The following is a 6,037-nucleotide window of genomic DNA, read 5'->3' on the forward strand; positions in this document are numbered from 1 at the left end:
CTTCCGGAACCGCGATCTCATCAGTGCTCCACCCCGCATGGCGAACCTCCTTCTGAGGATGCCGGGTTGGACAGCTCGCGCACAGGAAGGGTTGTACCGGGGAGGGGCCGGGAGCGGCTGGGGATTTTCTTAGGGTGACGGAGCCCACCTCCCGGTCCGTTCAAACTCCGTTAACAATGGAATGTGATCTCTCCGGTCTCCCCGATGCCCCGGAGCGCCCACCGGCACCGGCCGGAGGCGACTCCTTACGTCGACCTCACCCGCTCCGAGTGGAGCGCGCTGCGCGACAAGACACCGCTGCCGCTCACCGCGGAGGAGGTGGAGAAGCTGCGCGGCCTCGGCGATGTCATCGACCTCGACGAGGTACGGGACATCTACCTGCCGCTCTCCCGCCTCCTCAACCTCTACGTGGGCGCCACCGACGGACTGCGCGGCGCCCTCAACACGTTCCTCGGCGAACGCGGCTCCCAGTCCGGCACCCCCTTCGTCATAGGGGTCGCGGGATCGGTCGCCGTGGGCAAGTCCACCGTCGCCCGCCTCCTCCAGGCCCTGCTCTCCCGCTGGCCCGAACACCCGCGCGTGGAGCTGGTCACCACCGACGGCTTCCTCTTCCCCACCCGCGAACTGGAGGCCCGCGGCATGATGTCCCGCAAAGGCTTCCCCGAGTCCTACGACCGCCGCGCCCTCACCCGCTTCGTCGCCGACATCAAGGCCGGCAAGGACGAGGTGACGGCCCCCGTCTACTCCCACCTCATCTACGACATCGTCCCCGGCGAGAAACTGACGGTCCGCCGCCCCGACATCCTGATCGTCGAGGGCCTGAACGTCCTCCAGCCCGCCCTGCCCGGCACGGACGGCCGGACGAGGGTGGGGCTGGCCGACTACTTCGACTTCAGCGTGTACGTCGACGCGGCGGCCTCGGACATCGAACGCTGGTACCTGAGCCGCTTCAGAAAACTCCGCCAGACGGCGTTCCAGAACCCCGACTCGTACTTCCGCAAGTACACACAGGTGTCGGAGGAAGAGGCGCTGGACTACGCGAGAACCCTCTGGCGAACCATCAACAAGCCGAACCTGCTGGAGAACATCGCACCGACGAGGGGACGGGCGACGCTGGTGGTGAGGAAGGGGCCCGACCACAAGGTGCAACGCTTGAACTTGCGGAAACTGTAGCGGGCTTTGTTTTTAGGGGCGCGGGGCTGTATCTATTTGCGGCTCCGCCGCGTGGGCGCGAACAGCCACGAAGAGCGCCGCGCCCCGACGACAGCAGAACCCCCCACCCCGAACCGGAAGTTACCCCAACGCGGACTTAACGGCATCCGCCAACCGAGAAGCAACAGACTGAGCCTGCCCCTGATCAGCCGCCTCCACCATCACCCGCACCAACGGCTCAGTCCCAGAAGGCCGCAGCAACACCCGCCCCGTACCCCCGAGTTCCCGCTCAGCCTCGGCAACAGCCGCCGCCAGCTCAGCGGATGTGGAGACCCGCGACCGATCGACATCCGGCACATTGATCAGTACCTGAGGCAACCGCTCCATCACAGAAGCGAGTTCACTGAGCGACTTGCCGCTCTCCGCGACGCGAGCCGCGAGCATGAGCCCGGTCAGCGTCCCGTCCCCGGTGGTCGCGTGATCGAGAATGATGACGTGCCCGGACTGCTCCCCGCCGAGCGCGTACCCGTGCTCCTTCATGGACTCCAGCACATACCGGTCCCCCACGCCGGTCTGCACGAGAGACAGCCCCTCCCGCTCGAGCGCCAGCTTGAACCCGAGGTTGGACATGACGGTCGCGACGACGGTGTCGTCCCGCAGCGCGCCCCGCTCCCGCATCGCGAGGGCGAGGACGGCCATGATCTGGTCGCCGTCGACCTCTTCGCCCTGGTGGTCGACGGCGAGGCAGCGGTCGGCGTCCCCGTCGTGGGCGATCCCGAAGTCGGCCTTGTGCGCGAGGACCGCGGCCTTGAGCTTGCCGAGGTGCGTGGAGCCGTACCCGTCGTTGATGTTCAGCCCGTCGGGCTCCGCGCCGATCGTGACGATCTCCGCGCCGGCCCGGCGGAACGCCTCCGGCGAGACCTCGGCGGCGGCGCCGTGCGCCTCGTCCAGGACGATCTTCAGCCCGTCGAGCCGGTTGGGGAGGACCCCGACGAGGTGGGCGACGTACCGGTCGAACCCTTCGTCGTACGAGCGGACCCGGCCGACGCCGGAGCCGGTCGGGCGCTCCCAGGGCTCGCCGTGCCGGTGGGACTCGTACACGGCCTCGATCCGGTCCTCCAGCTCGTCGTCGAGCTTGTGACCGCCGCGGGCCAGGAACTTGACGCCGTTGTCGGGCATCGCGTTGTGGCTGGCGGAGAGCATGACGCCGAGGTCGGCGCCGAGGACGCCGGTCAGGTAGGCGACGGCGGGGGTGGGCAGGACGCCGACCTTCAGGACGTCGACACCGGCGCTGGCGAGTCCGGCGACCACGGCGGCCTCCAGGAACTCGCCGGACGCGCGGGGGTCACGGCCGACCACGGCGGTCGGGCGGTGCCCCTCGAACGTGCCCGCCTCGGCGAGTACGTGCGCCGCCGCGACGGAGAGACCGAGCGCCATCTCGGCCGTCAGATCCGCGTTGGCGACCCCACGTACGCCGTCCGTGCCGAAGAGTCGTCCCACTTGTGTCCTCCTGAGGAAGCGTCACTTACGGAGATCATCCGATCACATAAGCCTTTGAGCGTCTTGTGCCGTTATACGCCTAAGCCTGTGATAAACGAATGCCCCGGCGGCACGGGCGTGCCGCCGGGGCATATCGAGGAGGGGCGCCGACCGGCACCCCGGTGCGACTAGCGCTTGCTGTACTGCGGAGCCTTGCGGGCCTTCTTGAGACCGGCCTTCTTGCGCTCGACCGCGCGGTCGTCACGCTTGAGGAACCCGGCCTTCTTCAGCGCCGGACGGTTGTTGTCGACGTCGGCCTCGTTCAGCGCACGGGCGACACCGAGCCGCAGCGCACCGGCCTGGCCGGAGACACCGCCACCGGCGATGCGGGCGATGACGTCGTAACGGCCTTCCAGCTCGAGCACCTTGAAGGGCTCGTTGACTTCCTGCTGGTGCACCTTGTTGGGGAAGTAGTCCTCAAGGGTGCGGCCGTTGATCTTCCACTTGCCGGTGCCCGGGACGATCCGGACACGGGCGATGGCGTTCTTGCGGCGGCCCAGGCCGGCGGCCGGCTGGGGGTCGCCGAAGCGCGAGGCGAGCGACTCGGAGGTGTACTCGCCCTCGACCGGGACGTCGGACTCGGTGGTGTAGCTCTCGATGTCGACCAGCTCGGTCTCGATCTCTTCGAGCGGCTGCTCGGCAGTGGTCTCAGCCACGGTGATTCCTCAGATTCTCTTGGCTAGATGAACGGTCTGGTGGCCGGAACTACTGCGCGACCTGGGTGATCTCGAACGGCTGCGGCTGCTGCGCGCCGTGCGGGTGCTGGTCACCCTTGTAGACCTTCAGCTTCGAGAGCATCTGACGGCCCAGCGTGTTCTTCGGGAGCATGCCCTTGACGGCCTTCTCGATGGCCTTCTCCGGGTTCTTGTCCAGCAGCTCGTCGTAACGGACCGAGCGCAGACCGCCCGGGTAGCCGCTGTGGCGGTACGCCATCTTCTGGGTCCGCTTGTTGCCGGAGAGGTGCACCTTGTCGGCGTTGATGATGATGACGAAGTCACCGGTGTCGACGTGAGGGGCGTAGATCGCCTTGTGCTTGCCGCGCAGGATGGAGGCGGCGGTGCTGGCGAGCCGGCCCAGGACGACGTCCTGAGCGTCGATGACGTGCCACTGGCGCGTCACATCGCCGGGCTTGGGGCTGTACGTACGCACGGTTCGTAGCCTTCGCTTCGAGTGAGATGGACCTGAACAGGTCACCGAAACGATCACGACAGCCCGTACCCAACGGCGGCGACGCATACCGCACACATGAGATTGCTGGTCATCGGCCCGGTGGACCGGTGTAAGGGCCCGTCCCGTGAGAAGAGCGAAGCCAATACACAACGACTAAGCAGGTTACCCGTGCCCCCCGTGCGGGGTCAAAACGAGGCCGAACGGGTGGGGTGTGACGGCAAACAAGACATCTCCGGGTGAGAAGGTTTCAAAGGAACTGTGAGCGGTCTGCGGGCGTGTCGATCCGTCTAGGATGCGCCCCATGAACTATGGGCAGGGTGGTCCTCAGTCCCAGTGGGACCCGTGGAAGCCGAACTCCCAGCAGCCGTGGGACGGCGAGAGCCGCGCGACGGGCCCCGACTGGGCGGCGATGGCCGAGCAGTCGGAGACGCGCAACAAGCGCAAGCGGCTGTTCCTCATCGGCGGCGGCGCGGTGGCGACCCTCGCGGTCGGTACGGCCGTGGCGATGGCGGTGGTCTCGGCGAACGGAAGTGACGCGGACAACAGGCCGACGTCCTCGCAGCCGCTGCCGAGCGGCTCCGGCACCCCTTCCTTCGCCCCCACCAGCGCGCCCCCGCCGCTGGACCCGAAGGAGTTCATCTCCGACAAGTCCAAGGACACCGCGCCCAACGGCCCGCACCTCCTCTTCCCCGGCACCCAGCTCCCGCTGTCCTCCGGCACCTACCGCAAGGGCCCCTCCTCGGACACGACGTCCTGCGCGACCGTCGCCCAGGGCACCCTCCCGAAGGTCCTCACCGACAACGGCTGCACGCGCCTGATGCGGGTCTCCTACATCAAGGACGGCATCGCGACGACGGTAGGGGTCGCGGTCTTCGACACCGAGGCCCAAGCTCTGAAGGCAAAAAAGGAAGCCGACAACAAGAGCTTCGTCAAACCCCTCACCGGCAACGGCATCGCCGACTTCTGCAACGGCGCGGTCTGCCGCTCGACCACCAACTCCTTCGGCCGCTACGCCTACTTCACGGTCGCCGGCTTCACCGACGGCAAGAGCGTGACGGAAAAGGACACAACGGTGTTCGCCGCCGGCAACGACCTCGCGGAGTACACGTTCCAGCAGATCCGCAGCAGGGGGCAGGCACAGGCGTCCGCGGCGGCGAACGGCTGAGGGACGCGCCCCGGCGCCTCCCGCACCGCAGGAGGCGCCGCTGAGGGCCCTGACGGCCCTCCTCAGCCCTTCAACGGCCTCAGCAGCACCCACCCCCAGGCAACGTCCGCTTATTACGCGCCTCCCTGCTCCGCGCCCCCAGCAGCTCGTCGGCCGGATACCCGACCTCCTCCAGCGTCAGCCCATGCGGCCGGACGACGTGTACGGCCGAGTCCCGGACCCCGGCCGCGAGGACCTTCCCCGGCCACTCCGCCCCCCGGTGCCCGTCCCCCACGAACAGCAGCGCGCCGATCAGGGAGCGCACCATGTTGTGGCAGAAGGCGTCCGCGCGGACGGTGGCGGTGACGATGCCGTCGTCGCCGCGCACCAGGCTCAGCTCCTGGAGCGTACGGATGGTCGTCGCGCCCTCCCGCTTCTTGCAGTAGGCGGCGAAGTCGTGCTCGCCGAGCAGGAGGCCCGCGGCGGCGTTCATGGCCTCGACGTCGAGGGGCCAGTCGTGCCAGAGGACGTGATTACGGAGGAGCGGGTCGACGCCGCCGGGGTGGTCCACGACGCGGTAGGCGTACCGCCGCCACACCGCCGAGAACCGCGCGTTGAACCCGGCCGGCGCCTCCCGCAGCCCCCACACCCGGACGTCCTTGGGCAGCCGCCCGGCGAGCCGCTTGAGCAGCTTCTCCCGGTGCGCCTCCCACAGCCCGGCCGGCAGATCGACATGCGCGACCTGCCCCCGGGCATGCACCCCCGCGTCGGTCCGCCCGGCGACGGTCAGCTCGAACGGCGTCCCCTGAGACCGCGTGACAACGGCCAGCGCACTCTCGATCTCCCCCTGCACCGTCCGCTTCCCCCCGGCCTGCTTGGCCCACCCGTGGAAACCGGTCCCGTCATAGGAGAGATCGAGACGGATACGGACATGCCCGGGGGCGGCTTCATCACTCACAGGGGGTTCCTAATCCGTGTGTAGGAATCCCAGCCGGGCCCCGGCGGGGTGGCTGGTCTTGCTGATGGACGGGT

At 68.4% G+C, this 6,037-nt stretch carries 6 protein-coding genes; 2 read left to right on the forward strand and 4 right to left on the reverse strand.

Annotation, left to right across the window (positions count from 1 at the left end):
* The first annotated feature begins 204 nt into the window (after positions 1–204).
* Positions 205–1,173, forward strand: coding sequence for a type I pantothenate kinase (coaA, locus tag ACYUD3_RS15990; protein ID WP_470969723.1), 969 nt, complete (start codon positions 205–207; stop codon positions 1,171–1,173).
* Positions 1,174–1,293: 120 nt separating this feature from the next.
* On the opposite strand, the gene glmM is transcribed toward coaA, so the two are convergent.
* From glmM to rplM, 3 genes are all read right to left on the reverse strand, one after another.
* Entirely contained in the window at positions 1,294–2,652 is a 1,359-nt protein-coding gene (gene glmM, locus ACYUD3_RS15995; RefSeq protein ID WP_470969726.1) for a phosphoglucosamine mutase, read from the reverse strand.
* 167 nt (positions 2,653–2,819) lie between these two features.
* On the reverse strand, positions 2,820–3,347 hold the full coding sequence (gene rpsI / locus ACYUD3_RS16000) for a 30S ribosomal protein S9 (protein ID WP_470969729.1): 528 nt from the start codon (positions 3,345–3,347) through the stop codon (positions 2,820–2,822).
* Between the two features lie 49 nt (positions 3,348–3,396).
* Positions 3,397–3,840, reverse strand: coding sequence for a 50S ribosomal protein L13 (gene rplM, locus ACYUD3_RS16005; RefSeq protein WP_055718822.1), 444 nt, complete (start codon positions 3,838–3,840; stop codon positions 3,397–3,399).
* 322 nt (positions 3,841–4,162) lie between these two features.
* Between rplM and ACYUD3_RS16010 the strand changes: the two genes are divergently transcribed.
* A complete protein-coding gene (locus ACYUD3_RS16010) occupies positions 4,163–5,026 on the forward strand; it encodes a hypothetical protein (RefSeq protein WP_470969733.1) in 864 nt (287 codons plus the stop codon).
* A 79-nt stretch (positions 5,027–5,105) separates the two neighbouring features.
* On the opposite strand, the gene truA is transcribed toward ACYUD3_RS16010, so the two are convergent.
* Positions 5,106–5,963: a tRNA pseudouridine(38-40) synthase TruA gene (truA, locus tag ACYUD3_RS16015; protein ID WP_470969736.1), complete on the reverse strand. Its 858-nt coding sequence runs from the start codon at positions 5,961–5,963 to the stop codon at positions 5,106–5,108.
* Positions 5,964–6,037 lie beyond the last annotated feature (74 nt).

This window comes from Streptomyces sp. AMJ-169 (assembly GCF_055597585.1).